The sequence below is a fragment of the Pseudomonas sp. AP3_22 TE3818 genome (assembly GCF_053628995.1).
On the sequence record NZ_JBRJHL010000001.1, the window covers coordinates 5,533,903 to 5,548,846 of the forward strand.

12 protein-coding genes are annotated in these 14,944 nt (G+C 58.1%); 1 reads left to right on the top strand and 11 read right to left on the bottom strand.

What is annotated here, in order from left to right; all coding sequences use genetic code 11:
• Positions 1 to 56: 56 nt before the first annotated feature.
• The 7 genes from AB7M25_RS25225 to AB7M25_RS25255 form a co-directional block, all read right to left on the bottom strand.
• Positions 57 to 791 (bottom strand): SDR family NAD(P)-dependent oxidoreductase, encoded by a 735-nt coding sequence (locus AB7M25_RS25225; protein ID WP_429385566.1) that lies wholly within the window; start codon positions 789 to 791, stop codon positions 57 to 59.
• Positions 788 to 1,582 (bottom strand): MaoC/PaaZ C-terminal domain-containing protein, encoded by a 795-nt coding sequence (locus AB7M25_RS25230; protein ID WP_454238133.1) that lies wholly within the window; start codon positions 1,580 to 1,582, stop codon positions 788 to 790. The genes AB7M25_RS25225 and AB7M25_RS25230 overlap by 4 nt, the downstream gene beginning before the upstream one ends.
• Position 1,583: 1 nt before the next feature.
• Positions 1,584 to 2,840 carry a beta-ketoacyl-[acyl-carrier-protein] synthase family protein gene (locus AB7M25_RS25235; RefSeq protein WP_429560281.1) on the bottom strand — a complete coding sequence of 419 codons (1,257 nt, stop codon included), beginning with the start codon at positions 2,838 to 2,840 and terminating at the stop codon, positions 1,584 to 1,586.
• 31 nt (positions 2,841 to 2,871) lie between these two features.
• Positions 2,872 to 3,126, bottom strand: coding sequence for a hypothetical protein (locus AB7M25_RS25240; RefSeq protein WP_429560282.1), 255 nt, complete (start codon positions 3,124 to 3,126; stop codon positions 2,872 to 2,874).
• Positions 3,126 to 3,815, bottom strand: a complete 690-nt coding sequence (locus AB7M25_RS25245) for a flavin reductase family protein (protein WP_429517637.1) — start codon at positions 3,813 to 3,815, stop codon at positions 3,126 to 3,128. Before AB7M25_RS25245 ends, AB7M25_RS25240 begins: the two co-directional genes overlap by 1 nt.
• A gap of 648 nt (positions 3,816 to 4,463) precedes the next feature.
• Complete coding sequence (fabF, locus tag AB7M25_RS25250; RefSeq protein ID WP_429385556.1) at positions 4,464 to 5,726, bottom strand: beta-ketoacyl-ACP synthase II; 1,263 nt, start codon at positions 5,724 to 5,726, stop codon at positions 4,464 to 4,466.
• Positions 5,727 to 5,956: 230 nt separating this feature from the next.
• On the bottom strand, positions 5,957 to 6,529 hold the full coding sequence (locus AB7M25_RS25255) for an acyl-homoserine-lactone synthase (protein ID WP_429517636.1): 573 nt from the start codon (positions 6,527 to 6,529) through the stop codon (positions 5,957 to 5,959).
• Between the two features lie 224 nt (positions 6,530 to 6,753).
• Here AB7M25_RS25255 and AB7M25_RS25260 point away from each other — a divergent pair, with 224 nt between their 5' ends.
• Positions 6,754 to 7,551, top strand: coding sequence for an acyl-CoA thioesterase (locus AB7M25_RS25260; protein ID WP_429517634.1), 798 nt, complete (start codon positions 6,754 to 6,756; stop codon positions 7,549 to 7,551).
• 175 nt (positions 7,552 to 7,726) lie between these two features.
• On the opposite strand, the gene AB7M25_RS25265 is transcribed toward AB7M25_RS25260, so the two are convergent.
• The 4 genes from AB7M25_RS25265 to AB7M25_RS25280 are packed head-to-tail and all read right to left on the bottom strand — an operon-like array spanning position 7,727 to position 14,806.
• Positions 7,727 to 9,370, bottom strand: a complete 1,644-nt coding sequence (locus tag AB7M25_RS25265; protein WP_454238134.1) for a fatty acid--CoA ligase — start codon at positions 9,368 to 9,370, stop codon at positions 7,727 to 7,729.
• Between the two features lie 23 nt (positions 9,371 to 9,393).
• Positions 9,394 to 11,172, bottom strand: coding sequence for an acyl-CoA dehydrogenase C-terminal domain-containing protein (locus tag AB7M25_RS25270; RefSeq protein ID WP_429560284.1), 1,779 nt, complete (start codon positions 11,170 to 11,172; stop codon positions 9,394 to 9,396).
• Between the two features lie 6 nt (positions 11,173 to 11,178).
• Positions 11,179 to 13,698, bottom strand: a complete 2,520-nt coding sequence (locus tag AB7M25_RS25275; RefSeq protein WP_454238135.1) for an efflux RND transporter permease subunit — start codon at positions 13,696 to 13,698, stop codon at positions 11,179 to 11,181.
• A 16-nt stretch (positions 13,699 to 13,714) separates the two neighbouring features.
• A complete protein-coding gene (locus AB7M25_RS25280; RefSeq protein ID WP_454238136.1) occupies positions 13,715 to 14,806 on the bottom strand; it encodes a WD40/YVTN/BNR-like repeat-containing protein in 1,092 nt (363 codons plus the stop codon).
• Positions 14,807 to 14,944: the final 138 nt, after the last annotated feature.

Consider the following 14,944-nt stretch of genomic DNA (forward strand, 5'->3'; position numbering starts at 1 on the left):
AATGAGTCACCCGGTAGAAAGCGACTCAGTTATTGCCTGGATGGTAATAACGACGCTCAGCAACTCAGGCCGCCGTCGACCACGAGCGTCTGACCGGTTATATAGGCCGCTCCCTCGCTCATCAGGTAATCCACCAGTGACGCCACCTCGGCGGTACTGCCGAGACGACGTAGCGGGATGCTTTTTTTCAACCCTGATCCATTGTCTTTCAAGTGCCTGGTCATGTCGGTCTCGATATAACCTGGCGCGATACTGTTGACGCGCATGTTAAATCGGGCCATTTCAAGCGCCAACGAGCGGGTCATTCCAATCAACGCAGCCTTACTGGCTGAATACGCTGTTTGCCCGATATTGCCCTTCACCGCTGAAACCGAACTGATGTTGATAATGCATGTATCTGATTCCCCCATCATCGACCCGATAAAAGCCCGGGAAACCGAAAATGCAGAAAAGACGTTTTGACTGAAGATCGCGTTAAGGACCTGTTCATCCAGATTGGAAAAAAGCCGATCCTCGGCAACACCCGCATTGTTGATGACCGCGTAAGGTGGGCCAAAACGATGAATCAGCGACTGTGCAATATCATTGACCTGACTTACGTCTGACACGTCGCAGTGAACAGCTTCCACCTGCCTGCCAGGCTCATTGCTCAACTGCTCAGCCAGTAACCGCGCCTCGTCCACGCTGGATTTATAGGTGAACACAACATCGAAGTCACGGCTGGCCGAGCGCACGATTTGCGCGCCAATACCCCGAGAGCCACCCGTCACGAAAATCCATTTGCGTTTCATGCCGGCTCCTCCAGCAGATTGGCTATCAACCCCATTTCTACCGCCAATACAGGCCGATCCTGGGTGTACAAGGTAAAGACGACAGAGGCAAAAATAGAATCGTTGACCCTGACCAGATCCTTACCCTTTACGCTGTAATAAGTTGAGTCATAGCCCGCGCCCGGAAGCTGGCACCCATCACTGTCCATCAATGTCAGCGCATGGGATATCTGATAAACGACATAAGGCCGCGCCTGGGAAATGCCTTCCCTGGCGAGAAAGCGCTGAACGTCACTGGCCAAGGCCGTCTTGCGGTTATCTTCGATGTAAATGGAGAACAGGATCGCGTCCCAGTACACACTCGGATGTACCGGTGTACCAACAAGCCTCGACAACAACGCGTATTTCTCATCCAGCTCTTCGGCGCTAAATCGCTCCAGTATCGGGCGGCGCTCGTCCGCTGCCGCCAGGGCTGCAACTTGCGGGGCAACCCGCGCCTTCACACTGCCCATATACAGAGACTTTCCGTTAGAACTCACTTTGATGCTCTGAACCGGACTGAGTGTGTAGTCGACAAACTGGTCGATCGGCACCGCGTGTTTGAGATGCAGTTTTATCTCGCAGGCCTGGGCACAAATGGAGGCTTCCAGCGCCAGTTGATTTTTTAGCGGTAACATGGCCAGCATTCCATGGACAATGCGCCCGGAATGGCCATTTTTTATGGCGAAGTCCGCATCAAAATGCACCGGGTTACGATCACCGGAAAACTGTGCCCATCGCTCAAGGTCTTCATGATTAAAGTTTCGACGCATTTCACGAATACCTTCTGATTACCAGGCAACTATTTGCCCCGCCGAATCCGTAGTTGATGTTCAGTACGTTGTCAACAACCCCCAGGTAGCGATGCTCGTTAGGGATGTAGTCAAGATCGCAAAGTGGATCGGAACGCTCCAGATTGATCGTTGCCGGCGCCATACCGGTCTGGATGGTCTTGATACAAAAGACTGTTTCAATGGCACCCGCCGCAGCGATGAGATGGCCGGTATAGGACTTCGTACTGGAAATCGGAATCGTATGAGCGCGTTCACCAAAAACCTTCTTGATGGTATTGGTCTCGTTCAGATCATTGAGCTGAGTAGAGGTCCCGTGCGCATTGATGTAGTCGATATCCCCTGTATTGAGACCTGCATCTTCGATAGCCTTTTCCATCGACATCGCTCGCCCCAACAAGTCCTCGGCCGGGGCAGTGATGTCGTAGGCATCCGAATAGTTGGCGTAGCCGCTGATCTCGGCATAGATCGTAGCGCCTCGCTTGAGTGCCTCATCCAGGTCTTCCAGAACCAATACGGCGCTGCCTTCTGACAACACAAAGCCGCTACGGTCCTGACTGAATGGACAACAAGCCTTCGCTGGATTCTCCTGCTCCTTGCTCAAGGCACCGAGGATGTCCACCGACCATACGTTGTAGTCTCCGGTGATGCTCTCACTGCCACCTGCAAGCATGCATTTGGCCCGACCACTGCGGATAACTTCGCAGGCATCGCCGATAGCAATGTTTCCTGTAGCGCAGGCCGCGACCAACGTGTTCTGGTAACCCCTGAAGTTCCAGGCCATTGAAGCCGACCCGGTCCATACGCTATGCATGGAAAAAATGGTACTAAGCGGTGAAGCGAGACCCGACTCGACATACATGTCGTTGTTATCAATGGTCGAGTCGACGCCCCCCCACCCTGTCCCCAGCACGACGCCACGGTCGAAGGGTGAATAGTGCTTGTCCATCTCGGTGACCGGATCATCGCCGAAGGCCATGCGCAATGCCTGCTCTGATGCGGACATACCAATCCGCGCAAAGCGGGGAAGATTCTTGGCGATGCGCTTGGGCACCGCTTTTAGTTCTATCGGAAAATCGATTTTTCCAAAAAACCTGGCGCTAACCGACTGATCTTGCATCGGATGCAGGGAGTAACCCATTTGATAGTCTTTTATCGCCCCCCAGATCTCTTCCGTGCTCCGACCCAAAGCACAGACGGAACCGAACCCCGTAACGACTACCCGTTTCTTAGTTTGCACTGCACGCCTCTCCCTAGCTGTGTTTGCACGGTTATGCCGGCGTATTGGACCGGGCCTGCTCGCTTCGGCAGAAGGCGTAAAAATCCCCCATCGTGCTGAGCTTCGCCTCAGGCAACTTATTGACATCGATGGCGATGCCCAGCTCTTTCTTCAGGGCAACCTGAATACTTACATAATCAAGACTGACCAAATAGATATCGCTGATAAGGGTCTCATCGGTGATGGTCGCGACATCAAAATCAGTCAGTTCGCCAATCACATTATTAACCACGGTACTTACGCTCATTATTCCACTCCTACTGTTTGAGGCTTTTTGGCACTGCCAGACATGATTTCACTCATGATCGCGCGGATTTCATCAGTCATCGGCACTTCCATGGAAAAAGTATTATCGATCACTGAATAATCGAGATATCCCATTCGACCAATGGGCCGAACTTTCTGAATATCGACACAGCCATCCGGCTTTATGTAGTCATCATTAATATGCACACGAATCACCTCACCGATGATCAGGTCCACTGTTCCCAGCTCACTTTTACCCTTTACCACCGTTGTTGAAACATAACGGCACTCAAGGTGGCACGGACTGTCTTTCACCATCGGCACATCGGAAAGATCGGCCTTTACTTTCTCGAGGCCTGCCAGTTCGAACTCACTTTGATCGGAAGGGACAATCATTGCGGAAATATTTACCGCTTCCTTGAGCGCCTCGGTTGCCATATTCCAGACAAACCAGCCGGTCTTTTCAGCGTTAACGGCCGAGTCCTTTCGTTGACCTGTCGGATAATGGTTTGCCGCAAACATGACCATAGGCGGATCAAATGTAAGAATGCCGCACTGACTGAAAGGAGCCAGGTTTTCATTGCCACTTTCATCGACGCTGGATATCCAGGCGATTGGACGGGGCACGACACAACTTCTGAACGGTGAGTGTGGCAAAGGGCAATTATCTTCTTGCGGATCGTATTTCATTTCTCAACTTCACTCCTCATGTATCCAACTAATGTTTACAGTTGAAAATTTCCGAGTCAAGCAGACCAACAACTGACTATCTCAACTAACAGCGACAACCGAAGCACTCATAAAAAGACGCCTCTCCTGGCCAGGCACATACAATGACAGCACGGCAAGTTCAACCTTACAAAAGAATACTCATGCACACCTGACAACAAGCACCGACTAGTACAAGTACTAGTCGATAAAACGCCCATCACGTAAAACAACCGCACCAGACCAGTGCTGAATTATTAAATCAAACACAATAAAAATAGAGATGGCTTGCAGTCGTCACTGTCGCACCCACGCATAACAAGCAGGTCGCCGTTGTTATACCTGATTCGACGAACGAGCCCCGTGAGTGTTTAGGTGCATGAGTTGATCGCAGATGCAATGACGCGGATTGGTGCTGATCCAGGCTGAACAATGTGTTCGTTGAATCTGCGGACCAAACAGGCAGGACGGAAAGCGGCTTGAACAAGCCAGACGACAGATCGCAGTTCTGCGTTGTCTCAGAAAGTCACTGCCGGGCGAACCCGGCAGTGACCGTCAGAACAGTTCGAGCCACTCTGCCTGTCACTCAAGCGACAGGACCGAAGATAAACACGAACGATGTGGCAGGTGTCAGTCGCGCCACGCCTTAAGCAGTAAACTGGCGTTGACCCCACCAAAGCCGAAGCCATTGCACAGTGCGTAATCCATCTCTATAGCGCGCGGCTCACCCAGCACCAGGTCGACATCCCGCGCGTCTTCATCAGGTCGGTGGCAGTTAAGGTTGAATGGCACCACTTGGTTAACCAGCGACATGGCCGTAAAAATGCTTGCCAGGCCTCCTGCCGCGCCCAGTAGATGGCCGGTAGATGACTTGGTAGAAGACACCGCGACATTCTTCGGGCCAAAGACTGCCTTGACTGCCGCCAGTTCGCCTTTGTCACCGACCATCGTCGAAGTGGAATGCGCGTTGATGTACTTCACTGCGCCCGGTTCAACATTTGCTTTCTTCAGGGCGACCCGCATGCATCGCTGAGCGCCCGCGCCATCCTCAGGAGACGCCGTAACATGATAGGCGTCAGCGCTGGTGCCATAACCGACAATCTCGGCGATAGGTTTGGCACCGCGAGCCAACGCATGTTCCAGGGTTTCGATGACCATCAACCCGGCGCCCTCCGCAATAATGAAGCCATCGCGATCCGCATCGAAAGGACGGGAGGCCTCTTGCGGGCGGTCATTGAAGCTGGTCGCCATTGCCTTGGCCGCGACGAACCCGCCAATGCTGACCTCATTGATGCACGCCTCGCTGCCACCACAAATGGCAATATCAGCTTCATCGTTCTGAATCATTCGCACTGCATCGCCAATGGCTTGCACGCCAGCGGCGCAGGCCGTTGCAGGTGCTCCCAGCGGCCCTCTGAAACCGTATTTGATCGAAACCTGACCGGATGCCATGTTCACCAGAAAACCGGGGACGGTAAAAGGCGAAACACGGCGCACGCCACTTTCGTTGATCGAATTCACTGCATCACGAATATAATTCAACCCCCCAATGCCCGAAGCAATGACGGTCGCTGTGCGTGCCTTTGCTTCATCCGTTGATGGAGCCCAGCCTGATTGCCGGATCGCTTCACTGGCGGCAGCCAGGGCAAAAATGATGAAGCGATCCATACGTCGAGCTTCTTTGGGATTCACGAAGACGCTGGCATCGAAACCGGCTTCAGGGTCGGCACCAATGTCCTGGACAGTGCCCGCAATTTCAACCGGCAGATCGCCTATTCGCTCGATCTTGCGCACGCCAGACTTGCCCTCTAACAGACGCTTCCAGCTGTGTTCAACGCCAACACCCAACGGGGACACCGCCCCCATTCCAGTAATTACAATTCGTTTTGTCATCGCGTTGATTCCTCTGTTTCGATATTTGGCAAGCAGTGAATCTTCCGTCCATTGAACCGGTGGTCGTGGAGGCTGAAACCAAATAGAACATTTGATAGAGGCACCTGCGGCAGGTCAACCTGTGAGCAGATCGACTATCAGAACTGATAGTCGATCATGGTCCAGACACGGGCTTTCGCCGTGAAACTATCAATTTGCTCACCTTTTCCGAGTACCCACCGTTGCTTTGTTCACATGGCCAGGGATGCACGAGTGGTCTCGTTAAGTTCTATACGCAGCGCAATAGCATTCTCGACACCAATGCGCATGGCCGGGCCAAAACGGCTGATATCGAGCCCTTTTCGCCTGAGCAATTTTTCCACGCCAAGTGTGGTCACCGTTACAAACTGATCGACGCCCCGTTCAATAGCAAAATGAATCAGGGCCTTGATGGCCAGAATTGAATCAAGCGACAGACATTGCGGGGACTTTTCCCGCGGCAAGATAGCAAAACGGCTCAATTCCCATATGCGCTCTGAATGAGGGGCTTGGGCACCGTACAACAATGCTGGAAAAGTGTCCTTGAGCATATAGGGGCCGGTGGTCGGCAAGATTCGCCAACATCCGAATAAACGTTCAGAACCAGGCTCATCCTCCAGGATCAGATAATAGGGGTTCAGCGCATCATAACCATCGATTTCCATGCCGGCGATGATCGAAACATCCCAACGTTTACGCTCCTTGAAAACTTCGGCACGCAGACGGTGCATTTGTTCAAGTCGCTCGTTATCAAGTTCGATACGGGAACCAATTGCGATAGCCATTATTACCTCCTTTTCAGAGCTAATATTATTTGGCCATTTAGCATTAATGATAACTATCAAATGTGTTAGATCGCCACTGGCTATTGCAACGACAACTAGCCAATTCACAGATTCCCATCAACTTTTCTTGATCGTCTTACACACACAACTATCTATTATGTCAGTCGCGAACAAGTGCCAGGAAACTTACCATTGTCTCCCCAAAGACTGACAGTGAGCGAATCATGAACTTTTCCGCGCTAATCGACGCAAGTCGTCTACCCCATCGCCCCCTGATGATTCCCGCGAGTTGGAGCCAAGGCCGAGCTGCTTTCGGTGGTGTCGTCGTGGCGCTTGCCCACGAAGCGATGCGTCAGTTCGTTCCTCAGGATCGTTCGCTACGCTCACTTTCGTTGACATTCATAGGCCCCGTGGCGGTAGACAAACCGCTGTTCTTTGAAACCGAAGTACTTCGCGAAGGCAGTGCAGTGACCCAACTGCATTGCCGGGCCGTGCAATCGGAGCAGACCGTCACCTCCGTGCAGACGTGCTTTGGTTCCGCCAGGTCTTCTGCGTTGGCGTTGTCGGCTGAGCCGATGCCAAGGCTGCCAGCCCTGGAGAAGTGTGCGCCCTTGCCCTTGTTGCCTGATGTGGCACCGCGGTACTTACAGCATTTCGACATCCGCTGGGGCTATGGCGGAATGCCGTTTACCGGTGCGTCATCACGGTCGACGGGAGGGTGGATTCGATTGAAGGACGCTCCCCTCGACGCAATGTTGAGTGAAACACAGCTACTGGCGATGCTCGATGCTTGGCCGCCAGCGGTATTCTCCCAGCACCGTGCCTTGGCTCAGGGCAGTTCGCTGACCTGGAGCGTGGAGTTCCCACAACCGCTGATCAATCTGCCAGCCAATACCTGGTGTGTCATGCACGCCTCAACCGATTATGCGCTTGAAGGTTACAGTGCCTGTTCGACCACCCTGCATACACCCGATGGAAAACTGCTGGCACTCAGCCGGCAGACAGTCGTGGTGTTCGGCTAGCCTTGTGTGACTATCATCTATTTAACGTTTTTCTCCTGCCCCCAAATCAAGAAAGGCCTTGCTTGGCGAGACCTTTTTTCGGCAGCAACGTCGACCTGCCACCGAGGGCGGTAGCAGGCTGACTCCTTCGCAGCAACTCGATCCTTCAACGATGCCGCGCCCCCGGATGTCGCGCTCAGCTCATTTCGCTTTCCCGAATCAGCTTCTTGTTGATCTTGCCAACACTGGTCTTGGGGATTTCGGCGACGAACTTGAACTGCTTGGGGATCGCCCATTTGTTGATGCGACCGCCGTCGACGAAGGCTTGCAGGTGCGTCTCCAGAATCTTGCGGTCCAGGTATTGCCCCGGCTCGCACACCACCATGGCCATGGGCCGTTCGCCCCACTGCTCATCGACGATGCCCACCACCGCGACGGACATGACGCCCGGGTGTTCGCTGATCAGGCTTTCCAGTTCCAGGGAGCTGATCCACTCGCCGCCGGTCTTGATCACGTCCTTGATGCGGTCCTTGATTTCCACGCCGCCCTGTTTGTCGATCGAGGCCATGTCGCCGGTGTGCAGCCAGCCGTTGTGCCACAGCTCGGCGCCTTTGTCCGGGGCTTTGAGATAGCCTTGGCTCAGCCACGGCGCGCGCACCACGATCTCGCCCAGGGACTCTCCGTCATGGACCACGTCGTTGCCCTCGGCGTCGATGATCTTCAGGTCGACCAGCGGCACCGGCGTGCCGGTCTTGATGCGGATCGGCAGTTGCGCTTCGGCGGATAGCTGAAGGTCCTCGTCGCGCAGGTAGGTCAGGCACAGCAACGGGCAGGTTTCCGACATGCCGTAGCCGGCGTGCACCACCATGCCTTTGGCGCTGGCCTCACTGGCGATGCCAAGCGTCAGGGCACTGCCGCCGAGGAGCATTTTCCAGCCGTCGAAACGGGTCGCCTTGCCTTGCTCACAGTTGAGGATCATCTGCAGGATGGTCGGCACGCAGTGGGAGAAGGTCACCTTCTCTTCACGGTACAGCCGGACCAGGCTGTTGGGCTCGTAGCGGCCGGGGTAGACCTGCTTGATGCCCATCAGGGTCGCGACATACGGCACGCCCCACGCATGCACGTGGAACATCGGCGTGATCGGCATGTACACGTCATCGGAACGCAGCAGCGGCTGGCCCTGATAGACGCCCAGGGTGCCGACGGCATTCAGGGTGTGCAGCACCAGTTGCCGATGGCTGAAGTACACGCCTTTCGGGTCGCCGGTGGTGCCGGTGGTGTAGAACAGCGTGGCGACCGAGTTCTCGTCGAAATCCGGGAAGTCGTACTGGTCCGGGGCCAGGGATAGCAGGTGCTCGTACTCACCGAGCACCGGCAGCGAGGTCGCGGTCGCCTCGTCATCGGTGAGCTGCAGGTAGCCTTTTACCGTTTCCAGCCGCCCGTGGATCTGCTCGACCAGGGGCAGGAAGTCGTCATGCACCAGCACCAGGTCATCCTCGGCGTGGTTCATGGTGAACAGCACCTGCTCCGGCGACAGGCGAATGTTCACCGTGTGCAGCACCGCGCCGATCATCGGCACGGCGAAGAAGCATTCCAGGTAGCGGTGGCTGTCCCAGTCGAGCAAGGCCACGGTGTCACCGGCCTTGACCCCGGCCGCCGTCAGCGCATTGGCCAGGCGGCGGATGCGCTGGTTCAGCGTCTGGTAGCTGTAGCGCAGTTTGTCGGCGTAGACGATTTCCCGGCCCGGCTCGTAACGCACGCCGGACAGCAGCAATTGCTTGATCAGCAAGGGATACGCATAAGCGCCGTCGGCAGGCGGGATTATTTTTGTTTTCAGCATGGTTGGAGTTCCTTGTCCTTCGATCAGAACTGATCGGCTTTCAGCTCGTAGAGGCAGTCACTACCGGCCTTGACCGATGCGCTCAACGAGTGGATACGCGGCAGCAACCGGGCGAAGTAGAAACGCGCGGTGGCCAGTTTGCTGGTGTAGAAATCGTCCTCGGCATCCCCATTGATGACGGCCTTGGCCATGCGCGCCCACATGTAGGCGTAGGCGGTGTAGCCAAACACGTGCAGGTACTCGACCGAGGCCGCGCCGATTTCATTCGGGTTGCCCTGGGCCCGGTCCAGCAGCCACGCGGTCAGCTCGTCGAGGGTGTCCACGGCGGCGTTCAACGGCTTGGTGAACTCGTCGAGGTCCGTAGTGGCGTTAGCGGTAAAGTTGCGGATTTCCGAGGCGAACAAGCGGTAGAGCGCCCCGCCGCTGCCGACGATCTTGCGCCCGGCCAGGTCCAGGGACTGGATGCCGTTGGTGCCTTCATAGATCTGCGTGATGCGCACGTCGCGCACCAGTTGCTCCTGGCCCCACTCGCGGATGTAGCCGTGGCCGCCGAAGACCATCTGACCGTGCAAGGTGGTTTCCAGGCCCATGTCGGTAAGGAACGCTTTGGCCACCGGGGTCAGCAGTGCCACCAATTCCTGCGCGCGATTGCGCGTGACTTCGTCTTCGCTGTACCTGGCCGTGTCCAGTTGCAACGCGACGTAGCTGGAGAACGCACGGCCGCCTTCGTTCAAGGCTTTCATGGTCAACAGCATGCGGCGCACGTCCGGGTGCACGATGATCGGGTCGGCGGCCTTGTCCTTGTTCTGCGCACCGGTCGGCGCACGGCTTTGCAGACGGTCGCGGGCGTAGGCGACGGCGTTCTGATAGGAACGCTCGCCCTGGGCCAGGCCCTGGATGCCCACACCCAGACGTTCGTAGTTCATCATGGTGAACATCGCCGCCAGGCCTTTGTTCGGCGCGTCGACGATCCAGCCGGTGGCGCCATCGAAGTTCATCACGCAGGTGGCGGAGGCCTTGATGCCCATCTTGTGTTCGATGGAGCCGCAGGACAGCGCGTTGTTTTCGCCCAGCGAACCGTCGGCGTTGACCAGCACCTTGGGCACCAGGAACAGCGAGATGCCCTTCGGCCCCGCCGGCGCATCCGGCAGGCGCGCCAGTACCAGATGGATGATGTTCTCGGTCAGGTCGTGGTCGCCGCCGGTGATGAAGATCTTGCTGCCGCTGACCTTGTAACTGCCATCGGCCTGGGGTTCGGCCTTGGTGCGAATCAGGCCCAGGTCGGTGCCGGCGTGGGCTTCGGTCAGGCACATCGAGCCGGTCCAAGTGCCGGCGTACATGTTCGGCAGATAGCGTTGCTTGAGCTCTTCGCTGGCGTGGGCCTTGATCGACAGGCAGGCACCGGCGGTCAGCATCGGGTACAGGCCGAACGACAGGCTGGCCGAGTTGACCATCTCTTCGACCTGCGCCGAAATCGCCTTGGGCATGCCCATGCCGCCGTACTGCGGATCACCGCCGACACCGACCCAACCGCCCTCGGCGAAGGCTTGATAGGCCCCGGCAAAACCCTCTGGCGCGGTGACCGAACCATTGCTCCAGGTACAGCCCTGTTCGTCGGTGGCGCGGTTCAAGGGTGCGATGACTTCGCCAGTGATCTTGCCGGCCTCTTCGAGGATGGCAGCGGCGGTTTCTTCATCGATCACGTCGGCCAGGCCGGGCAAACTGGCCCAGAGCCGGGACACCTGGAAAACCTCGTTGAGTACGAAGCGCATGTCGCGCAGGGGAGCTTTGTATTCAGACATCTTGGCTTACTCGGAAGTGGTCAGGGCATGGGGCATGCCCGGACGTTCAGTGGATTCAGTGTTCTCGGCGGCGGTAGCGGAACCCGGCTGCGGGGCCCGTTCGCGCAGCAGGAAATACGACAGGGCCGGAATCAGGATCAGCGCACCGAGCATGTTCCACAGGAACATGAAGGTCAGCAGGATGCCCATGTCGGCCTGGAACTTGATCGGCGACCAGACCCAGCACACCACGCCGGCGGCGAGGGTGATGCCCACCAGGCCAACCACCCGGCCGGTGAAGGACACGGCGTTGCGGTAGGCCTGGGACAACGGCAGGCCTTGGCGCTGGAAGTGCAGTTGCACGCTGAGCAGGTACAGGGCGTAGTCCACGCCGATGCCGACGCCGAGGGCGATCACCGGCAGGGTCGCGACTTTCACGCCGATGCCCATGGCCACCATCAGGGCCTCGCAAAGAATCGAGGTCAGCACCAGGGGCAACAGCGCCACCAGCGTGGCCCGCCAACTGCGGAAGGTGATCAGGCAGAACAGCGTCACCGCCGCGTACACGTACAGCAGCATGGTGTGATTGGCTTCACGCACCACGATGTTGGTCGCCGCCTCGATACCGGCACTGCCGGCGGCGAGCAGGAACTGGCGATCGTCGCTGCTGTTTTCCCTGGCGAACTTGTCTGCAATCGCCACCACGGCATCGAGGGTTTCAGCCTTGTGATCCTTGAGGAAAGCGATCACCGGCATCAGCGAGCACTCGGTGTTGAACAGCTCCGGGGAGTTGACCGAGGCTTGCTGCGCGGCGTAGTTGAGCACGTCCTGGTTGCGCTGGATGCTGTTGAGCTTGGGGTTGCCTTCGTAGGTGCCGGCGGTGATCTGCCGTACCGCGTTGACCAAGGACGCGGTGGCCTGCACGCCCGGATACTGTTGCAGCTCCCAGGCCAGGCGGTCGGCGAGCACCAGGGTCTTGTAGTTCAGGCAGCCTTCCGCCGCCGTCTTGATCATCACCGCGAACAGGTCGCTGGACAGCGCGTAATGCTGGGTGATGTAGGCGTTGTCGCGGTTGTAACGCGAGTCGGCGCGCAACTCCGGGGCACCGCTTTCCAGGTCACCAATCTTCAGGTTGAGGCTGACCACGTAGCCGCCAATGCCCATCAACACCGCGACCAGCACGGCACCGGTGGCCCACTTGGCGGTGGTGAAGCGATCGAGCGCGTCCCACAACCGGCCGAAGCCTTTGTGCTTTTCGGCACGGGTGTCGATTTTCAGCGCGCGCTCGGCGGCCTTGGCGCCGACGCCGACGTAAGACAGCGCCACCGGCATCAGCAACAGCGAGGTGAAGATCAGCACCGCGACACCGATGCTGGCGGTGATCGCCAGGTCCTGGATCACCGGGATGTCGATCAGCATCAGCACCGCAAAGCCAACGGCATCGGCGAGCAACGCGGTGACGCCGGCGATGAACAGACGGCGGAAGGTGTAGCGCGCGGCGATCAGCTTGTGGGTGCCACGGGCGATGTCCTGCATGATGCCGTTCATCTTCTGCGCGGCATGGGACACGCCGATGGCGAAGATCAAAAACGGCACCAGCACCGAGTACGGATCGATGGCGTAACCGAGCCAGGCGACGATGCCCAGCTGCCAGACCACCGCGACCAGCGAGCAGCCGACCACCAGCAAGGTGCTGCGCACGCAACGGGTGTAGGCGTAGATGATGGCCAGTGAAGTGACCACGGCCAGACCGAAGAACATCATCACCTGGATCAGGCCGTCGATCAGGTCGCCCATGAGTTTGGCGAAGCCGATCACCCGGACCTTGTAATGGCCGGAGCCTTCTACCCCGGATTTACGCGCAGCGCTGTCGCCGGCGTATTCGATCTTGTCGCGCAACTGCTCTTCGAGCATCTGCGAGAACGCGTGGTAGTTGATGCGCTGGCCACCGGCGGCGGCTTTGTCCAGCAGCGGCACGATCAGCATGGTCGACTTGAAGTCGCTGGCCACCAGGCTGCCGACAATGCCGGCGCGGGAAATGTTCTGGCGCAGCTGTTCGATCTGTTCAGGCTGCCCTGAATAGGTGTCGGGCATCACCGGGCCACCCTGGAAACCGTCCTCGGTGACTTCGGTCCAGCGCACGGCCGGACTCCACAGCGACTTCATCCACGCGCGGTCGACGCCCTCGGTGAGGAACAACTGGTCGTTGACCTGCTTGAGTACGTCGAGGTATTCGGGATCGAAAATATCGCCCTGGGTGTTCTCCACCACCACCCGCACCGAGTTGCCCAACCCGCGCAGGGAAGCGCGGTTTTCCAGGAAGTTCTGGATGTACGGCTGGCTCTGCGGAATCATCTTTTCGAAGCTGGGGCGCAGCTCCAGGCGCGTCGCCGCCATGTAGCCGAGCACCACGGTGGCCAGGGCCATCAGCAGCATGAACAGCGGACGGAAGTTGAACACCAGGCGTTCCAGGCGGTTGCCGGAGCGGTGGTCGAAATCACGCACATCGCGGATCACCGGCATGGCGTCTTGTTTGATGTTGCCCATGTCTGGGTTCTCGCTCTTAGGGTTCGAGGGCTGGATCGGCGGACAGCGTCCGGGCACCACGGCTTCCCGCCAGCACCAGGGCGCCGTCGGTGGACTGGGCAGCGCCGGCGACCGGCGTCGGTGCCGGTTGTCGTACCAGATGCATCTGCGCGCCCGTCCCCTGGCTGACCAGCATCTGCCCGCCCTGGGTGAACAAGCGATAATTGCCACGGGCATCGATCAGGCCCGCGGTGATGCTGACGTGCAGGCCGCTGTCCAGCGCGGCCCAGCTCTGGCCGCCATCGGTGCTGCGCAGCACGTTGCCGCGCAAGCCGTAGACCAGCACTTCGCCCGGCTTGCCGAGCACGCCGAAGAAGCTGCCCTGATACGGCGTCGGCACGGCATTGAAGCGTTGGGCGCTGTCGTCCCACTTGAGCAACAGGCCTTGCTCGCCGGCGATGTACAACGCGTCGCCGGTGGAGGCGATGGCGTTGAGGTGAAAGCCCTGCGGGTTGTCGGTGCGGTCCTGGAACGGCGTCCAGGTCTGGCCGCCGTCGTCGGTGCGCAGGATCAGGTTGAACACGCCGACCACATAGCCGGTTTTTTCATTGGCGAACCAGACGTCGAGCAGCGGTTTGTCCGCGCCCTGATCGACCAGCTTCTGGCCCTCGGCGACCAGTAGCGGCCATTGCTCGTTGCCCGGCTCGGCCTTGGCCAGCGCCGTGTAATGCCTGATCAGCAATTCGCCGATCTGGCGACCGTCGAGTTGCTTCTTCCAGGTCGCGCCGGCGTCGCTGCTGTGCAACACCACGCCATCATTGCCCACCGCCCAGCCTTGGGTGGTGGTCGGAAAATTCACCGCAGTGAGGTCGGCACTGGCCGGTACGGCGGCCTGCTGCCAGTGGCTTCCCGAATCATCGGAAAACAGAATATGGCCACGCTGGCCGACGGTAATCACGCGCCCGCCGGCGCGGGTCATGCCGGACAACGGGCTGTTGATCGCCAAGGCACTGACTCTGGCGGGCAGGTCCAGCACATCGACGTAATCGGCCGCCTGGGCGATGCCCTGCGACAGGCCGAGCACAACGCCTAACGCCAGCTGCAACATATTATTTTTATACGAACACATACTGCGTCCTCTTCGGAAAACCGCGTCGAGGCACACCTGCGTGTGCCTGACGTGCAGGTCATGCCGCTGTAGGAGCGAGCTTGCTCGCGATGGTCGTGAACGATTACGCGTGCTGTCTGGATGCCCGCGTCGCCCTCT

Bases quoted from the DNA above. Each gene is read 5' to 3' on its own strand.
- fabF (WP_429385556.1), bottom strand. From the start codon at position 5,726: ATGACAAAACGAATTGTAATTACTGGAATGGGGGCGGTGTCCCCGTTG.
- AB7M25_RS25245 (WP_429517637.1), bottom strand. From the start codon at position 3,815: ATGAAATACGATCCGCAAGAAGATAATTGCCCTTTGCCACACTCACCG.
- AB7M25_RS25225 (WP_429385566.1), bottom strand. From the start codon at position 791: ATGAAACGCAAATGGATTTTCGTGACGGGTGGCTCTCGGGGTATTGGC.
- AB7M25_RS25230 (WP_454238133.1), bottom strand. From the start codon at position 1,582: ATGCGTCGAAACTTTAATCATGAAGACCTTGAGCGATGGGCACAGTTT.
- AB7M25_RS25280 (WP_454238136.1), bottom strand. From the start codon at position 14,806: ATGTGTTCGTATAAAAATAATATGTTGCAGCTGGCGTTAGGCGTTGTG.
- AB7M25_RS25275 (WP_454238135.1), bottom strand. From the start codon at position 13,698: ATGGGCAACATCAAACAAGACGCCATGCCGGTGATCCGCGATGTGCGT.
- AB7M25_RS25270 (WP_429560284.1), bottom strand. From the start codon at position 11,172: ATGTCTGAATACAAAGCTCCCCTGCGCGACATGCGCTTCGTACTCAAC.
- AB7M25_RS25260 (WP_429517634.1), top strand. From the start codon at position 6,754: ATGAACTTTTCCGCGCTAATCGACGCAAGTCGTCTACCCCATCGCCCC.
- AB7M25_RS25240 (WP_429560282.1), bottom strand. From the start codon at position 3,126: ATGAGCGTAAGTACCGTGGTTAATAATGTGATTGGCGAACTGACTGAT.
- AB7M25_RS25255 (WP_429517636.1), bottom strand. From the start codon at position 6,529: ATGGCTATCGCAATTGGTTCCCGTATCGAACTTGATAACGAGCGACTT.
- AB7M25_RS25265 (WP_454238134.1), bottom strand. From the start codon at position 9,370: ATGCTGAAAACAAAAATAATCCCGCCTGCCGACGGCGCTTATGCGTAT.